Raw genomic sequence first — 15436 nt, 5'->3', positions numbered from 1 at the left:
ACAGTGATAGCAGTCACAAAACAACAAATCTCTCTCCAATATTAGTCTATTTCTCGCGATGGGATCGTAAAGGTTGCGATTTTGTAGCAAAATGACCACTAATGTTAAAATTACATTGAGTGACAATAACTTATGAAAAAAATCATCTTTGCCTCTGTATTGGGACTCTCGGGAAACGTCATGGCCGCCGAAACGGTAAATATCACCTTACTGGGTACTTCCGATCTGCACGGCACTTTCGTGCCCTGGGACTACGCCAGCGACACGGAAAATCTGGCGGGCAGCCTGAGCCAGATAGCCACTCAGGTCAAACAGGTGCGGGCCGAGCAGCCCAACCTGATCCTGGTGGACGCCGGCGACACCATTCAGGGCAATTTCGTCGAAACCTTCAAGCATGAGGCCGTCAGCCCGATGATGCTGGGCCTCAACGCGCTCAATTATGATGTCTGGGTGATGGGTAACCACGAGTTCGACTTCGGCCTGCCGGTACTGGCTACGCCGCTCAAGCAGTTCAAAGGCGCGGCGCTGGCGGGCAATATCGTCTGGGACAACGGCAAGCCTTACCTGCCGGCCTACACCATCGTCGAACGCCAGGGCGTGAAAATTGGCATTATCGGTATGGATACGCCGATGACCGCGGAATTCGCCAAGGGCACCGATCGCATCAAAGGGCTGAACTTCACCGATCCGGTGCAAGCAGTGAAACAGGTCATCAGGCAAATCGACAGCCAGGTCGACGCGATCGTGCTGGTGGCGCATATGGGCATCGACAACGAGAACCAGCGCCCCGGCACCGGCGTGGCCGACATCGCCAACGCCAACCCGGAGCTGGCGGCGATCGTCGCCGGCCACATGCATGTGAAGATCGACAAAGCGGTGGTTAACGGCGTCATCATCACCGAGCCGGATAAATACGGCCGCGCGCTGTCGCGCATCGACCTGCAGTTTGAACGCCGCGACGGCAAATTCACGCTGATCGACAAAAACAGCTACACCTACCCGATCAAAGGGCTGGCGCCGGACAGCGCCATGCAAGCGCTCTACCAGCCGTACCATGACATTTTGCGCGCCAACGCCAACCGGGTCGTGGCGAAGCTGAGCGGCAGCGATCTGGTGCCCGCCGACGAGTTTCGCGGCATTCCTCAGGTACACGTGCAGGATACCGGCATCAGCGCGCTGTTCCAGCAGGCCGCCCGCCACTATGCGCCGCTGGCGCAGGTGATTGCCCTGCAGATCGACAACGATCGCGCCAAATTGGACGTCGGCGACATCAAAGCTAAGGACATCGCTTTTAACTACCAATACGCCGGTGGCGAGATCACCGTGTATCAGCTCAACGGCAAAGCGCTTAAACGCTACATGGAGTGGTCCGCCGACTATTTCAATCAGCTGCAGCCGGGCGACGTCACCTACAGCTTTAACCCGGCGCGGCGATCGTCCAAATATTCCACCAACGATTTCTTCGACGGCGTCACTTACACCATCGATCTGCGCCAGCCCGCCGGCTCGCGCATCGTCGATCTGCGTCTGGCGGACGGGACGCCGGTCACCGACGACATGCCGATCCGCCTGGGCATGAACAGTTACCGCATGGGCCACCTGACGCAAAAGGGCGGCGCGCTGGAGGGGCAATCCTTCCCGGTGCTGTTTGACAGCAAAGCGCAATACGGTGAAGAAGAAGGCACTATTCGCCACCTGGCTCTGCGCTACCTGACGGAAGTGAAACACGGCCAGTATCAGGGCGTGACGCCGCAGCGCTGGAAGCTGGTCGGCCTGGAGGGGTACGAACCGCAGCGGGCGATCGTCAAACGGTTGCTCAATGAAGGCGTTATCCAAGTGCCGACCACCGACGATGGCCGCTACACCAACGTCGCCTCGATCAACGTCAAAGACGCGCTGTTCCGCAACGCCGACGATTACCGCACCGCCCTCACCTCGCTGGAAAAACAGCGGCAAACTACCGCGGATCCGGTACAACAGCGCCGCCTGCAGGATCGGATCGCGCTGATCAAAGCACTCAACGATTTCTGATCTTCGCCCATAAAAAAGGCCACCCAATGGGTGGCCAAACATGTCGAGATATTATTATTTCGTACTAAGATCTTAGCGCTTCAGCACCGCTTTTACCGCGTCGCCGATGTCCGCCAGGCTGCGAACGGTTTTCACGCCCGCCGCTTCCAGCGCAGCAAACTTCTCGTCCGCTGTGCCCTTGCCGCCTGCGATGATGGCGCCCGCGTGGCCCATACGCTTGCCTTTCGGCGCGGTTACGCCGGCGATGTAGCCGACAACCGGTTTGGTGACGTGTTCTTTGATGTAAGCTGCCGCTTCTTCTTCAGCGCTGCCGCCGATCTCACCGATCATCACGATCGCTTCGGTCTGCGGATCCTGTTGGAACATCTTCAGGATATCGATGAAGTTGGAGCCCGGGATCGGGTCGCCGCCGATACCCACGCAGGTGGACTGGCCCAGACCGGCATCGGTGGTTTGTTTCACCGCTTCATAGGTCAGGGTACCGGAGCGGGAAACGATGCCCACTTTGCCCGGCAGGTGGATGTGGCCAGGCATGATGCCGATTTTGCACTCGCCCGGGGTGATCACGCCAGGGCAGTTCGGCCCGATCATGCGCACACCGGCTTCGTCCAGCTTCACTTTCACGGTCAGCATATCCAGGGTCGGGATGCCTTCGGTGATGGTGATGATCAGTTTGATGCCGGCATCGATCGCTTCCAGGATGGAGTCTTTGCAGAACGGCGCTGGAACGTAGATGACCGAGGCAGTCGCGCCGGTCGCTTCAACCGCTTCGCGCACGGTGTTGAACACCGGCAGACCCAGATGCTGAGTGCCACCTTTGCCCGGGGTGACGCCGCCAACCATTTTGGTGCCGTAAGCGATAGCTTGTTCGGAGTGGAAAGTCCCCTGGCTACCGGTGAAGCCCTGGCAAATTACTTTGGTGTTTTTATCGATTAAGATGGACATTATTTACCCTCCACTGCTGCAACAACTTGCTGAGCCGCATCAGTCAGGCTGGTCGCAGCAATGATATTCAGGCCGCTGTCCGCCAGTTTCTTGGCGCCCAGTTCGGCATTGTTCCCTTCCAGGCGCACCACGACCGGGACGTTAACGCCCACTTCGGCCACTGCGCCGATGATGCCGTCGGCGATCAGATCGCAACGTACGATACCACCGAAGATGTTAACCAGAACCGCTTTCACCTTGTCATCGGACAGGATGATTTTGAACGCTTCGGTCACGCGCTCTTTGGTCGCGCCGCCGCCAACGTCCAGGAAGTTGGCCGGTTCGCCGCCGTGCAGTTTAACGATGTCCATAGTGCCCATCGCCAGACCGGCGCCGTTAACCATGCAGCCGATGTTGCCGTCGAGGGCAACGTAGTTCAGCTCCCACTGAGCAGCACGGGATTCGCGCTCGTCTTCCTGCGAAGGGTCACGCATTTCACGCAGTTCCGGCTGGCGGAACAGGGCGTTACCGTCGGCGCCCAGTTTGCCGTCCAGGCACACCAGATCGCCCTGCTTGGTGATCACCAGCGGGTTGATCTCAACCATCGCCAGATCGCGCTCCAGGAACAGCGTCGCCAGGCCCATGAAGATCTTGGCGAACTGGCTGACTTGCTTACCGGTCAGACCCAGTTTGAAGGCCAGCTCACGGCCCTGATAAGGCTGTGGACCCGCCAGCGGATCGATGGTCATTTTGTGGATCAGTTCTGGGGTTTCTTCCGCCACCTTCTCGATTTCCACGCCGCCTTCGGTAGACGCCATGAACACCACGCGACGGGTAGAACGATCCACTACCGCGCCCAGGTACAGCTCTTTATCGATGTCGGTCGCCGCTTCTACCAGGATCTGGTGAACCGGCTGGCCCAGCGCGTCAGTCTGGTAAGTCACCAGACGCTTGCCCAACCAGGCTTCCGCGAAAGCACGGATATCTTCTTTGCTGTTGACGACTTTAACGCCGCCCGCTTTACCACGGCCGCCAGCATGAACCTGACATTTCACCACCCACGGGCCGGAGCCGATTTTGGATGCGGCTTCTTCTGCTTCACGCGGAGTGGTACAGGCGTAACCGGTTGGTGCCGGCATGCCATACCGAGCAAACAGCTGTTTTGCCTGATATTCGTGTAAATTCATGATGTTCTATCCATTCAGTTCTGAAGGTTTTTAGCCGGACCATTATTACGCGGTAAACCGCATGGTTTTCCGGCCACATAGCACAGAGTGCGGGCGCGGCACGCCGCGCCCGGCAAGGGTTACTAGACGTCCAGCAGCAGACGAGCCGGATCTTCCAGCATCTCTTTGACCGTCACCAGATAGCCGACGGATTCTTTACCGTCGATCAGGCGGTGGTCATAAGACAGCGCCAGATACATCATCGGCTGGATCACCACCTGACCATTGACCGCCATTGGGCGATCTTTGATGGCGTGCATGCCCAGGATGGCGCTCTGCGGCGGGTTGATGATCGGGGTAGACATCAGGGAGCCGAATACGCCGCCGTTGGTAATGGTGAAGTTACCGCCGGTCAGCTCTTCAACGGTCAGTTTGCCGTCGCGGCCCTTAACGGCCAGCTCTTTGATTTTCTTCTCGATGTCAGCCATGCTCATGGCGTCTACATCGCGCAGTACCGGCGTCACCAGGCCGCGCGGGGTAGAAACCGCGATGCTGATGTCGAAGTAGTTGTGGTAAACCACGTCGGAACCGTCGATCGACGCGTTCACTTCCGGGAAGCGCTTCAGCGCTTCAACCACGGCCTTGATGTAGAAGGACATGAAGCCCAGACGCACGCCGTGGCGCTTCTCGAAGGCTTCGCCGTACTGCTTGCGCAGGTCCATGATCGGCTGCATGTTGATTTCGTTGAAGGTGGTCAGCATCGCGGTGCTGTTCTTCGCCTCCAGCAGACGCTCGGCAACGCGTTTGCGCAGGCGGGTCATCGGCACGCGTTTTTCGCTGCGGCCGGCCAGAACAGGCTGCGGTGCGGCTTCAGCGGCGGCGGCCGGTTTGGCAGCGGCGCCGCCTTTGGCCAGGTGCGCTTCCACGTCTTCACGCGTGATGCGGCCACCCACACCGGTGCCTTTGATGGCGCCAGCATCGAGATCGTGTTCAGCAATCAGGCGGCGAATCGCCGGGCTGAGCGCGTCATTGCTTTCTTCTTCCAGGCTCGCGGTAGCGCGCTGTGCAGGCGTGGCTTCTTTCTCTTGGCTCTTCTCAGCGGTCGGCTTGCCGGAGCTGTCGCCCGGACGGATGCGGCCGAGCAGCTGGCGAGACAGCACGGTCGCGCCCTCTTCTTCCACGATAGCATCGAGAATACCCGCTTCACTGGCCGGCACTTCCAACACCACTTTGTCGGTTTCGATTTCAACCAGGACTTCATCACGCTGCACGCTGTCGCCCGGTTTTTTGTGCCAGGTGGCTACGGTCGCATCGGCAACCGATTCAGGAAGGTCAGGAACCAGAATATCTACGCTACTCATTTAGCTTTCCCTTAAGTTTTTTATCATCTGCTTGCCGGCCCTCGGCCAGCAAGCGAGCGAACATTAGTCAATATTCAGCGCGTCGTTCACCAGAGCCTGCTGCTGCTTCTGGTGTACGGACATATAGCCCACCGCCGGAGAGGCGGAGGCCGGACGTCCTGCGTAACGTAAAGAAGCCCCGAACGGCACCACTTCACGGAAGTTGTGTTGGCTGCAGTACCAGGCGCCCTGGTTCAGCGGCTCTTCCTGACACCAGACGAAATCATGCACGTGCGAGTATTGTTCCAGCACGGCCTGCACGGCCTGATGCGGGAACGGATACAGCTGCTCGATACGCACGATGGCCACGTCTTTCTGCTCGTTCTTGCGACGCTGTTCCAGCAGGTCGTAGTAGACCTTGCCGGAGCACAGCACGACGCGCTTGACCGCTTTCGGATCCAAGTCGTCGATCTCGCCGATCGCCGGCAGGAAGGTGCCGTTGGCCAGCTCGTCCAGCGAAGAAATCGCCAGCGGGTGACGCAGCAGCGACTTCGGCGACATCACCACCAGCGGACGGCGCATACCGCGCAGCGCCTGACGACGCAGCATATGGTAAACCTGCGCCGGCGTAGACGGGACGCACACCTGCATGTTCTGCTCTGCGCACAGCTGCAGATAGCGTTCCAGACGCGCGGAAGAGTGCTCAGGGCCCTGGCCTTCATAGCCGTGCGGCAGCAGCATCACCAGGCCGCACATACGGCCCCATTTTTGCTCGCCGGAGCTGATGAACTGGTCGATAACGACCTGTGCGCCGTTGGCGAAGTCACCGAACTGCGCTTCCCAGATGGTCAGCGTGCGCGGTTCCGCCGTGGCGTAGCCGTATTCGAACGCCAGCACCGCCTCTTCAGACAGCACGGAGTCCCAGACCTTGAATTCGCCCTGGCCGCTGTGAATATTCGCCAGCGGAACATAGACGGAACCGTTTTTCTGGTTGTGCACCACCGCGTGACGGTGGAAGAAGGTGCCGCGGCCGGCGTCTTCACCGGAGATGCGGATCGGGATGCCTTCATCCGCCATAGTCGCGTAAGCCAGCGTTTCGGCAGCGCCCCAGTCGAACGGCTTGTTGCCCGACGCCATCTCGGCGCGGTCAGCGTAGATTTTCGCCACGCGCGACTGCATTTCAATCGCTTCCGGCACGGTGCTGATGCGACGTGCCAGCTCTTGCAGGCGCTTCATCTCAACCTTGCTCGGGTACTCCTCGTCCCACTCATGGTTCAGATACGGTGACCAGGTGAAGGAGTGCAGGTTCATCGGACGCCACTCTTCAACCACGCAATCGCCGCGGTCGAGCGCGTCGCGGTACAGGTTGACCATTTCCGTGGCATCTTCCAGACTGGCCACTTTCTGCTCGGTCAGCACGTCAGCGTAGATTTTGCGCGGCGTAGGGTGTTTCTTGATCTTCTGATACATCACCGGCTGGGTAGCGCTCGGCTCGTCGGCCTCGTTGTGCCCATGGCGACGGTAGCAGACCAGATCGATCATCACGTCACGCTTAAAGGTGTTACGGAAATCCAACGCCAGGCGGGTGACGAAGGCCACGGCCTCCGGATCGTCCGCGTTAACGTGGAAGATCGGCGACTGAACCATTTTGGCGATGTCGGTGCAGTATTCGGTAGAGCGCGCATCCAGCGGGTTGGAGGTGGTGAAGCCAACCTGGTTGTTGATGACGATACGCACGGTGCCGCCCACTTCGTAACCGCGAGCCTGAGACATGTTCAGGGTTTCCTGAACCACGCCCTGGCCGGTGATGGCGGCGTCGCCGTGGATGGTGATCGGCAGCACCATGTTGCTGCGCGCTTCGTCCAGACGATCGCGACGGGCACGTACCGAGCCCATGACCACCGGGCTGACGATCTCCAGGTGCGACGGGTTGAACGCCAGCGCCAGGTGAACCATGCCGCCTTCGGTTTCCACGTCGGAAGAGAAGCCCTGGTGATATTTCACGTCACCGGTGCCGAGGTGTTCTTTATGCTTACCGGCGAATTCGTCGAACAGATCGGCCGGCTTTTTGCCCAGCACGTTGATCAGCACGTTCAGACGGCCGCGGTGGGCCATGCCCAACACCACTTCGCGCGTGCCGTTCTTACCGGCGTGGCGCACCATCTCTTTCAGCATCGGCACCAACGCGTCGCCGCCTTCCAGCGAGAAGCGTTTGGCGCCCGGGAATTTGGCGCCCAGGTAGCGTTCCAGGCCTTCCGCCGCAGTCAGCTCGTTCAGGAAACGGCGTTTTTCGTCGGCGGTAAAGCTGGCGCGCCCCACCACCGATTCGATGCGCTGCTGGATCCAGCGTTTCTCTTCGGTGTTGGTGATATGCATGTACTCAGCACCGATCGACCCGCAATAGGTCTGCTTCAGCGCGGCGTACAGATCGCCCAGCTTCATGGTTTCTTTGCCGATGGCGAAAGAGCCCACGTTGAAGGTTTCCTGGAAATCGGCTTCGGTCAGGTTGTGGTAAGCGGGATCAAGGTCAGGAACTTGCTCGCGCTGCCACAGGCCGAGCGGATCGAGGTTGGCATGCTGATGCCCGCGGAAGCGGAAGGCGTTGATCAGCTGCAGTACCTTGACCTGTTTGGCGTCGGTTTCCGGATCGGTGATGGTGGTATTGTAGCGCGCGGAGTCTTTCGCCAGGCGGCGGAAGTAGTCGCGCGTTTGAGAGTGAAGCTGATCGGGTTTGACACCCGCGGTTGGTAGCTGTTGAAAAATGGAACGCCAGCTATCTTCAACGGAACCCGGATCGGTTAAGAAGTCTTCATAGAGCTGTTCTATGTAAGACTGGTTCGCGCCCGCCAGATAGGAGGAATCCAGCCAGGCCTTCATTGCGCCGTTCTGCATCATGATCCCTTAAGCTTTGAAGCTTTAGTTTTCGCCGTGGTTAACATAATTACCGTGATGAATACGGTTTGCCGTAAAACGGTTCACTCGACGTACTTGCGGCCATGACGGCCCGATACGTTCTGTTATGGACCTTGCGGTCCCTTACAAGGAACCTCTAAAAACCGGCGGAAGAACCAGGCTGCATAGCGCCGCAGCCGCGGGTCAGTTTTTAGAGGTTCCCTCCCCTATGGGATGTGCGCCGGAAAAGAGCCCGGCGCAGCATCTCATTCCGTTTATGCGCCGCGTTGCAGCAGCATGGACTTGATATGCCCGATCGCACGCGTCGGGTTCAAGCCTTTAGGACATACACTGACACAATTCATAATGCTATGGCAGCGGAAAACACTAAAAGCGTCGTCCAGATCATCTAAACGTTCTTGCGTTTCCGTGTCACGGCTGTCGATCAGGAAGCGATACGCCGCCAACAGACCGGCTGGGCCAATGAACTTGTCCGGGTTCCACCAGAACGATGGGCAAGAGGTCGAGCAGCAGGCGCACAGGATGCACTCGTACAGACCGTCCAGCTTGGCGCGTTGGTCCGGCGACTGCAGGTGCTCGCGCGCCGGCGGGTTCTTGCCGTCGTTCAGCAGGTATGGCTTGATCTTTTCATACTGGGTATAGAACTGGCCCATATCCACCACCAGATCGCGCACCACCGGCAGGCCCGGCAGCGGACGGATCACGATCTTGCCGTTGCCTTTGCGCAGCGACGAAATCGGGGTGATGCACGCCAGGCCGTTTTTACCGTTCATGTTCAGGCCATCGGAACCGCATACGCCTTCACGGCATGAGCGACGGAACGACAGGGTCGGGTCTTTTTCTTTCAACTGGATCAACGCATCCAGCAGCATCATGTCGCGACCTTCTTCCGCTTCCAGGGTGTAATCCTGCATGTGCGGCGCGTCATCGACATCCGGGTTGTAGCGATAAATGGAAAATTCGAGTTTCATCTGTCGATCTCCGCAATTAGTAAGAACGCACTTTCGGCGGGAATGCCGGGCGCAGCTTCGGTTGCATGTTCACTTCACGACGCGTCATGCTTTCCGATTGCGGCAGATACAGCGAATGGCACAGCCAGTTGGCGTCATCGCGTTCCGGGTAGTCGAAGCGGCTGTGTGCGCCACGGCTCTCGGTACGGAAGTTGGCCGACACAGCGGTGGAATACGCGGTCTCCATCAGGTTATCCAACTCCAGGCACTCGATGCGCTGGGTGTTGAACTCGCTGGAGGTATCGTCCAGGCGTGCGTTCTTCAGACGTTCACGGATCACTTTCAGTTCTTCCAGGCCCTTGGCCATCGCATCGCCTTCGCGGAATACCGAGAAGTTGTGCTGCATGCAAGACTGCAGCGCTTTGCGAATTTCGACCGGGTCTTCACCGGAACGGGTGTTGTTCCAACGGTTCAGACGGTCCAACGAGGCTTCCACGTCGGAGTCGCTGGCGTCACGGCTCACGCCCTGCTCTTCCAGCGATTCCTGCAGGTGCATGCCGGCGGAACGGCCGAACACCACCAGGTCGAGCAGCGAGTTGCCGCCCAGGCGGTTGGCGCCGTGCACCGATACGCAGGCGATTTCGCCCACGGCGAACAGCCCCGGGATCACCACGTCTTCGCCCTTCTCGTTCACGGTCAGCGCCTGGCCGGTCACCTTGGTCGGAATCCCGCCCATCATATAGTGACAGGTTGGGATAACCGGGATCGGCTCTTTCACCGGATCGACGTGCGCGAAGGTGCGGGACAGCTCCAGAATGCCCGGCAGACGGGATTCCAGTACCTCTTTGCCCAGGTGATCCAGCTTCAGCTTGGCGTGCGGGCCCCAAGGACCGTCGCAACCGCGGCCTTCGCGGATTTCGATCATGATCGAACGGGCAACCACGTCGCGGCCCGCCAGATCTTTGGCATTCGGCGCATAACGCTCCATGAAGCGCTCGCCGTGTTTGTTCAGCAGGTAACCGCCTTCGCCGCGGCAGCCTTCAGTCACCAGTACGCCCGCGCCAGCGATGCCGGTCGGGTGGAACTGCCACATTTCCATGTCCTGCACCGGCACGCCAGCGCGCAGCGCCATGCCGACACCGTCGCCGGTGTTGATGTGGGCGTTGGTGGTGGACTGGTAAATACGGCCTGCGCCGCCGGTCGCCAGCACGGTGGCCTTGGCTTTGAAGTAAACCACTTCACCGGTTTCGATGCAGATAGCCGTGGTGCCGACCACCGCGCCATCCTGGTTTTTCACCAGATCGAGCGCATACCACTCGGAGAAGATGGTGGTGTGGTTTTTCAGGTTCTGTTGGTACAGGGTGTGCAACAGCGCGTGACCGGTACGGTCGGCTGCGGCTGCGGTACGCGCCGCCTGCTCGCCGCCGAAGTTCAGCGACTGACCGCCGAACGGGCGCTGATAAATGCGGCCGTCGTCCAGACGAGAGAACGGCAGGCCCATGTGTTCCAGTTCCAAAATTGCTTCCGGGCCGGTTTTACACATATATTCGATGGCGTCCTGGTCACCGATATAGTCGGACCCTTTCACCGTGTCGTACATATGCCATTCCCAGTTGTCCTCGTGGCTGTTGCCCAGCGCGACGGTAATGCCGCCCTGTGCAGACACGGTATGGGAACGGGTCGGGAAAACTTTGGACAGCAGGGCACAGGTCGAGCCCGCTTGGGAAATTTGCAGCGCGGCACGCATGCCCGCACCGCCGGCGCCGATTACGACGGCATCAAACTCTCTGACTGGCAGTTTCATTTAAGCACCCCACACTACGATTGTTCCGTACAGTAAATAGACCAGCAACGCGACCACGACAGCCAGCTGCAACACCAGGCGAACCGCCAGCGGCTTGACGTAGTCCGTCAGCACCTGCCACAGCCCGATCCAGGCGTGCACCAGAATCGACAGCAAGGTCAGCAGAGTGAACACTTTCGTAATGGAAGTGGCGAAGAAACCGCGCCAAATGTCATAAGTGAGTTCCGGAGCCGTGACGAAAAAGCCCAGGATATACAGGACGTACAGGGTGATGATGATCGCGGAAGCACGCAGCAGCAGCCAATCGTGCACGCCGTTGCGCCCTAATGCAGAAACGTTGTTTACCATACGAGGACTCCAGCCAGAACTGACAGCACGACGGTCAGACCGATCGCCACCTGGGCGGAACGGGTACCGGCGGCCAAACTCTCTTCGATGTAGCCAAAATCCATTAACAAGTGACGGATGCCACCGCAAATGTGATAGGCCAGCGCCGTGAGGATGCCCCAGAATATGAATTTGACGATGAAGCTATTCATGATGGCGGCCGCCTGCAGGAACCCCTCTTGGGAAGAGAGTGACAGGCCCAGCAGCCAGAGGAGGATACCCACGGCAACGAAGGTAATTACGCCAGAGACTCGGTGTAAGATAGACGCTATCGCAGTTACGGGGAACCGGATCGTTTGCAGATCCAAGTTGACAGGTCGTTGTTTTTTCACGTATTTGCCCACACAGCTCTTATTATTTTCCTTCCTCCGGGCCTGGGCGGGGATCAGACAGCGTTAAGAGCCTAAAACCCTTACACGTCACGCGCTCAAACATCAACATCCTCTGTGCTCAAACGGCGCGCATTTATAACGCTGGGTGCTCCTACTTCAGGGTAATCCGGAGACCTGGCGGCAGTATAGGAGGATCACATTCTGATTACAATTCTCATACAACCGCTTTGATAACATTTCCCCCGAACAGTGATTCAGATCACGGATTTCACAATTAGTGCAAAATTAATTATCTGATTTGACAAGAGATCAACATTTCCATTACATATAGGGGCACAAACGGTCCTATGATGCGCTATGGGTCAGCAGATACACTTCCTCCCGGGTTCGAGTTATGCAACAGTGTATTTGGCGAACCTATCCCAATAGACGTTGTTTCCCGCTCGAGTTTGCCGGCGTCAAAAGCAAATAAAGCACATAAAAACAGATTATTGGGATAGGTTCACATCTCTTCGAACAGCTCATAGGTAAGATTAACAGACTATAACGAATTACTCTGAATCGTTAACAACTGGTCACCCGTCTCGTTCGCCTGGTCAGCACTCTGTACCCTACCCGCGCACAGTTGCGCAGTCGCTCACAGAGTTAGCGTCCGCACCATTTTTTGCGGGCAACCTGCAGAGATTTAAGGTATTTCAGTTGTTAGTGGTTTTTTAAAATAAGGCGCTAAGGAGACAGTAAATGACTGATAAGAAAGCGACGCTAACCATTAACGACAGCGAAGCTCCGATCGAACTGGGCGTATTGACACCGACACTGGGCCCTGATGTCCTCGATGTCCGCGCTCTGGGTTCCAAAGGTTATTTCACATTTGATCCCGGCTTTACCTCCACCGCTTCTTGCGAATCCAAGATTACCTTCATCGACGGCGACAAAGGCGTGCTGCTGCACCGCGGCTTCCCTATCGAGCAGCTGGCGAAAGAATCTTCCTACCTGGAAGTGTGCTACATCCTGCTGTACGGCGAGACCCCAACGCCGGAAGAGTTCGAAACCTTCAAGACGACCGTAACCCGTCACACCATGATCCACGACCAGATCACCCATCTGTTCCGTGGCTTCCGTCGCGACTCGCACCCGATGGCAGTGCTGTGCGGCGTGACCGGTGCGCTGGCGGCGTTCTACCACGATGCGCTGGACGTCAACAACGAACGTCACCGCGAAATCACCGCGTTCCGTCTGCTGTCCAAAATGCCGACCGTGGCCGCGATGTGCTACAAATACTCCCTGGGCCAGCCGTTCGTTTACCCGCGCAACGATCTGTCCTATGCCGGCAACTTCCTGCACATGATGTTCGCCACCCCGTGCGAAGAGTACGTGGTGAACCCGGTGCTGGAACGCGCCATGGACCGCATCCTGATCCTGCACGCCGACCATGAGCAGAACGCCTCTACCTCGACCGTGCGCACCGCCGGCTCTTCCGGCGCCAACCCGTTCGCCTGCATCGCGGCCGGTATCGCCTCCCTGTGGGGGCCGGCACACGGCGGCGCCAACGAAGCGGCGCTGAAAATGCTGGAAGAGATCAAGACCGTCGAGCACATTCCAGAGTTCATCAAGCGCGCCAAGGACAAGAACGACTCCTTCCGCCTGATGGGCTTCGGCCACCGCGTGTACAAGAACTACGATCCGCGCGCCACCGTGATGCGCGAAACCTGTCACGAAGTGCTGAAAGAGTTGAACAAGAAGGACGACAACCTGCTGCAGGTCGCGATGGAGCTGGAACACATCGCGCTGAACGACCCGTACTTCATCGAGAAGAAACTGTACCCGAACGTCGACTTCTACTCAGGCATCATCCTGAAGGCGATGGGCATTCCTTCTTCCATGTTCACCGTGATCTTCGCCATCGCACGCACCATCGGCTGGATCGCCCACTGGAACGAAATGCACGACGAAGGCATCAAAATTGCCCGTCCGCGTCAGCTGTACACCGGCTATGCCGAGCGTGATTTCAAATCCCAGCTGAAAAACAAGTAAGCCGCTTTCCTGGCTGAAACCGCACAGCGCCGCCCCTTCGGGCGGCGTTTTTTTTGGTTATTTCTGGCAGCCCGGGCACCAATAAAACGGCCGCGATGACAGCTCGGTGCGCACAATCATCGCGCCGCAGCGTTCGCAAGGCTCACCGCTGCGATGAAATACCTTGAAGCGAAACAGCGCGCCGTGATGCCGGTTGTCATCCGCCTGCCCGCGCGTCTGGTAGGAAAGGCGCGGCACTGCCAGCAACGCCTCCGCCAGACGGCGCAGCGCCTCTGGCGTCAGATCCTGCGGTTTATGCTGCGGCGCCAGTTCGGCCTGCCACAGGATTTCGGCACGCAGATAATTGCCCAATCCGGCAAGAAATGCCTGGTCGAGCAGCATGCCGCTCAGCTGCCTGCGGCGAAAACGCGGCGTCAGCAACCGCTCCGCCACGGCGTCTACCGTCAGCGACATGTCCAACACGTCAGGGCCGATGCGTTGCAAAAACGGGTGTTGTTCTATTTCCTCGCGCGGCCCGACGGTAATGTCGGAAGCGCTGTAGAGCAATATCGCGCTGCGGGCGGTTTCCAGCCGCACCCGCAGATCGCGCTTGGTCTCCGGCGTCTCCCCGGCCGCCGCCACTTTCCACACGCCGTACAGCTGGTTGTGGCTGTACATCGTCAGCCCATTGGAGAAATGGGTCAGCAGCGCCTTGCCGCGCGGCTCGATGGCGACGATGCGCTCGCCGAGCAGACGCTGACGGTAGTGTTTCAACTGAGGAAAAGCGAAATCGACGGCGGTCAGCGGCTGATCGATCACAGCCGCCGCCAGTTTGTCCGCCGCCCGGCGAATCTCCGGTCCTTCCGGCATAGACCACTCCTTGCGTAGGCCCGGCGCAGCCCGGTGCGCCGGGGATTCTCTTGATTAATGCGTCGCGCCGCCCACCACTTTCAGGTCGTGTTCCACCTGCAAAGCGATGGAAACGGCCAGCTCCAGCGCAAACAGCACCGTCGAAGCCGCCATGCTCGGCGCACCGGGGTGCGCCGCCGCCTGTTCCGGCAGGTACGGGATATGAATAAACCCGCCCTTGACCTCGCGCTGGCCGCTCAAACGGTGCAGCAGGCCATACATGACATGGTTGCACACGTAGGTGCCGGCAGTCTGCGAAACGGCGGCCGGAATGCCGGCCTCGCGCATCGAACTGACCATCGCTTTAATCGGCAAGGTGCTGAAATAGGCCGCCGGACCGCCGGCGACGATCGGCTCGTCCACCGGCTGCTGCCCCTGATTGTCGGGAATGCGCGCGTCGTCGACGTTGATCGCCACCCGCTCAATCGTGATATCGGTGCGGCCGCCGGCCTGGCCGATAGCCAGCACCATCACCGGCTGCACCTCGTCGATCGCCGCATTGAGCGCGTCCAGCGCCGCGCCGAACACGCACGGCAGCTGGCGCGCCACGATGCGCGCGCCGACCAGCTCCATATCATTGAGCTGCTTCACCACTTCCCAGGAGGGGTTGAGGCGCTCGCCGCCAAACGGCTCAAAGCCGGTAATCAATACTTTTTGCATCCTTACT

12 protein-coding genes are annotated in these 15436 nt (G+C 58.9%); 2 read left to right on the top strand and 10 right to left on the bottom strand.

The window, feature by feature from the left end:
• Positions 1-132 precede the first annotated feature (132 nt).
• Positions 133-2031, top strand: coding sequence for a bifunctional metallophosphatase/5'-nucleotidase (locus ACJ8J4_RS10975; protein ID WP_264383870.1), 1899 nt, complete (start codon positions 133-135; stop codon positions 2029-2031).
• Positions 2032-2103: 72 nt separating this feature from the next.
• Here ACJ8J4_RS10975 and sucD read toward each other — a convergent pair whose 3' ends face one another.
• From sucD to sdhC, 8 genes are all read right to left on the bottom strand, one after another.
• Entirely contained in the window at positions 2104-2976 is an 873-nt protein-coding gene (gene sucD, locus ACJ8J4_RS10970) for a succinate--CoA ligase subunit alpha (protein ID WP_004939878.1), read from the bottom strand.
• Entirely contained in the window at positions 2976-4142 is a 1167-nt protein-coding gene (gene sucC, locus ACJ8J4_RS10965; RefSeq protein WP_025301883.1) for an ADP-forming succinate--CoA ligase subunit beta, read from the bottom strand. Before sucC ends, sucD begins: the two co-directional genes overlap by 1 nt.
• Positions 4143-4264: 122 nt before the next feature.
• On the bottom strand, positions 4265-5482 hold the full coding sequence (gene odhB / locus ACJ8J4_RS10960) for a 2-oxoglutarate dehydrogenase complex dihydrolipoyllysine-residue succinyltransferase (RefSeq protein ID WP_060447623.1): 1218 nt from the start codon (positions 5480-5482) through the stop codon (positions 4265-4267).
• Positions 5483-5545: 63 nt separating this feature from the next.
• Positions 5546-8353 carry a 2-oxoglutarate dehydrogenase E1 component gene (gene sucA / locus ACJ8J4_RS10955; RefSeq protein ID WP_049208652.1) on the bottom strand — a complete coding sequence of 936 codons (2808 nt, stop codon included), beginning with the start codon at positions 8351-8353 and terminating at the stop codon, positions 5546-5548.
• Positions 8354-8628: 275 nt separating this feature from the next.
• Positions 8629-9345 (bottom strand): succinate dehydrogenase iron-sulfur subunit, encoded by a 717-nt coding sequence (locus tag ACJ8J4_RS10950; protein ID WP_025301880.1) that lies wholly within the window; start codon positions 9343-9345, stop codon positions 8629-8631.
• A gap of 16 nt (positions 9346-9361) precedes the next feature.
• Positions 9362-11128 carry a succinate dehydrogenase flavoprotein subunit gene (gene sdhA / locus ACJ8J4_RS10945; protein ID WP_015376974.1) on the bottom strand — a complete coding sequence of 589 codons (1767 nt, stop codon included), beginning with the start codon at positions 11126-11128 and terminating at the stop codon, positions 9362-9364.
• Complete coding sequence (sdhD, locus tag ACJ8J4_RS10940) at positions 11129-11476, bottom strand: succinate dehydrogenase membrane anchor subunit (RefSeq protein WP_004939891.1); 348 nt, start codon at positions 11474-11476, stop codon at positions 11129-11131. It lies immediately after the preceding gene.
• Entirely contained in the window at positions 11470-11859 is a 390-nt protein-coding gene (gene sdhC / locus ACJ8J4_RS10935) for a succinate dehydrogenase cytochrome b556 subunit (protein WP_004939893.1), read from the bottom strand. The genes sdhD and sdhC overlap by 7 nt, the downstream gene beginning before the upstream one ends.
• A 729-nt stretch (positions 11860-12588) precedes the next feature.
• On the opposite strand from sdhC, the gene ACJ8J4_RS10930 reads away from it, so the two are divergent.
• Positions 12589-13881, top strand: coding sequence for a citrate synthase (locus ACJ8J4_RS10930; protein ID WP_016928730.1), 1293 nt, complete (start codon positions 12589-12591; stop codon positions 13879-13881).
• A gap of 57 nt (positions 13882-13938) precedes the next feature.
• Here ACJ8J4_RS10930 and nei read toward each other — a convergent pair whose 3' ends face one another.
• Positions 13939-14730, bottom strand: coding sequence for an endonuclease VIII (nei, locus tag ACJ8J4_RS10925; protein ID WP_049208632.1), 792 nt, complete (start codon positions 14728-14730; stop codon positions 13939-13941).
• Positions 14731-14784: 54 nt separating this feature from the next.
• On the bottom strand, positions 14785-15429 hold the full coding sequence (gene pcp, locus ACJ8J4_RS10920) for a pyroglutamyl-peptidase I (RefSeq protein ID WP_049208633.1): 645 nt from the start codon (positions 15427-15429) through the stop codon (positions 14785-14787).
• Positions 15430-15436 lie beyond the last annotated feature (7 nt).

The sequence above is a fragment of the Serratia sp. CY47280 genome (assembly GCF_052168655.1).
Lineage (GTDB): Bacteria > Pseudomonadota > Gammaproteobacteria > Enterobacterales > Enterobacteriaceae > Serratia > Serratia bockelmannii.
This window is presented reverse-complemented; position numbering and strand designations above follow the sequence as displayed.